This window comes from Longimicrobium sp., from assembly GCF_048594345.1.
GTDB lineage: Bacteria > Gemmatimonadota > Gemmatimonadetes > Longimicrobiales > Longimicrobiaceae > Longimicrobium.
Genome location: NZ_JBMDXM010000182.1, coordinates 1 through 2,499, shown reverse-complemented (window position 1 = coordinate 2,499; position 2,499 = coordinate 1). Strand labels below are relative to the sequence as shown.

Genomic DNA, 2,499 nt, shown 5'->3' with positions numbered 1-2,499 from the left:
CTTGGCCTCGAAGCCCAGCACCCGGGCAGCCCACCCCAGGTGGGTCTCCAGGATCTGCCCCACGTTCATGCGGCTGGGCACGCCCAGCGGGTTCAGGCACACGTCCACCGGCGTGCCGTCCGGCAGGAACGGCATGTCCTCCTCGGGCACGATGCGGGCGATGATGCCCTTGTTCCCGTGGCGGCCGGCCATCTTGTCGCCCACCGAGATCTTGCGCTTCTCGGCCAGGTACACCTTCACCAGCTGCACGACGCCCGGGGGCAGCTCGTCCGGCTGGAAGATCTTGTCGATCTGGCTTTCCGTACGCTGGCGCACCCGCTCGATGCGGCGCTTGCTCTCGTCGATCAGGCGGCGCAGCTGCTCGTTGGTCGGACGGTCCGTGACCTTGAGCGTGGTGAGGTCGATGTCGTTGAAGTCCAGCCCGCCCACGACCTCGTCCGTGAGCTGCGTTCCCTCGTTGAAGAACGGCTCCACCGTCCCCTTCTTCAGGAACAGCGCCACCTCGCGGCCGCGGATCAGCTCGCGGATCTCCTCGTCGCGCGCCTCGCCGATGCGCTGGATCTCCGAGCGCTCGAACGCCCGCAGCTCGCCGATCTTCTGCCCCCGCTCCTTTTCCAGGATCGGGTCGTCGATGCGGCGGCTGAAGATCTTCACGTCGATCACCGTGCCCTCCACGCCGGGCGGCACCTTGAGCGACGAATCCTTTACGTCCTTGGCCTTTTCACCGAAGATCGCCGTCAGCAGCTTTTCCTCGGGGCTCAGCTCGGTCTCGCCCTTGGGGGTGATCTTGCCCACCAGGATGTCGCCGGCCTTGACCCGCGCGCCGATGCGCACCACGCCGCGCTCGTCCAGGTCGACCAGCGACTCCTCGGCTACGTTGGGGATCTCTCGCGTGATCTCCTCCATGCCGCGCTTGGTGTCGCGCACCTGAAGCTCCAGCTCCTGGATGTGGATGGACGTGTACACGTCGTCCTTCACCAGGCGCTCCGACAGGACGATGGCGTCCTCGAAGTTGTGGCCGTACCAGGGCATGAACGCCACCAGCAGGTTGCGCCCCAGCGCCAGCTCGCCGCCCTCCGTCGAGGGGCCGTCGGCCAGCACGTCGCCCTTCTTGACGATCTGGCCCTTGCGGATCAGGGGGCGCTGGTTGAGCGCCGTGTCCTGGTTGGTGCGCCAGTACTTCTTCATCCGGTACCGGTCAAACTGGGCCAGGCGGCGCAGCGGCTCGTCCACCGAGCCCACCCCCTCCATCCCCGCGTCGACCAGGATGTGGTCCGCCGTCACCTCCTGCACCACGCCGCCGCGCCGGGCCACCACCACGGCGCCCGAGTCGCGGGCGATCACGCTCTCCAGCCCCGTGCCCACCAGCGGCGCGTCGGGGAACAGGAGCGGCACCGCCTGGCGCTGCATGTTGGAGCCCATAAGCGCGCGGTTGGCGTCGTCGTGCTCCAGGAAGGGGATCAGCGCCGCGGCCACCGAGACCAGCTGGTCCGGCGCCACGTCCATGTAGTCGATCTCCTCGGGCCGCAGCAGCGGAAAGTCGCCCCGCTCGCGGCACAGCACGAACTCGTTCTGGAAGGTGAACCCGCCCGACAGCGGCGCGTTGGCCTGCGCGATGCGCGCGGCCTCTTCCTCGTTCGCCGACAGCCACGCGGTGATGCGCGTCACCACCGGGGTCACGTGCGTCGTCTTGCCGCTGGTCCCCAGCAGCGCGCGGCCCACCTCGCCCTCGGGCGGCAGCGCGGGCACGCCGGAGTTGTAGTCCAGCGACACCTCGTCCGGCGTGTCGCCCCACTCCTGCACGTCCAGCCCCTGCGACTGCCGCGCGAACAGCGCCTCGGCCACCTCGGCCGTCAGCACCGTCCCGGGCACGCCCAGCACGGCCGCCGTGGTCGGCTGGAACACGCGCACCGGCAGCGACATCGGGTTGCGGATGGCCTCGGGGGCCACGCCGCGCGCCGCCGCGCCGGCACGACGCGACACCACGCGCACCAGGTTCACCGGCTGCGCCGCCAGGCGCTCCGCCAGCTCCTCGGTAATGCGCTCGCCGCGGCGGGCCAGCACCGGCAGGGCGGCCAGCGTGTCTTCCCACTCCGTCTGGCCGATCTCGCCGGCCAGCATGCGCGGGAACAGCGCGTTCCAGTCGGCCACGTCCTCCGCCAGCTCCGCCCCCACGATCATGGCGCGGAACACCTCGCGCCCGCGCGCCGCGTCGATGGTTTCGCCCTTCTTGGCGAACACCTTGGCGCGGTCGCCCAGCACCAGGCGGACGGACTCCTCCAGCCGGGCCTCGGCGGGGTAGCGCACCAGCGCGCGCACCACCTTGCGGTACGGCGTCTCGATAAAGCCCAGGTCGTTGATCCGGGCGTACGTCGTCAGCGAGTTGATCAGGCCGATGTTGGGGCCTTCCGGCGTCTCGATCGGGCACATGCGCCCGTAGTGCGAGTAGTGCACGTCGCGCACTTCGAAGCCGGCGCGCTCGCGGGTCAGGCCGCCCGG

1 pseudogene is annotated in these 2,499 nt (G+C 70.2%); it reads right to left on the bottom strand.

What is annotated here, in order from left to right:
* Positions 1-2,499: pseudogene (locus ACOJUJ_RS19845) on the bottom strand (hypothetical protein); the annotation flags it as partial.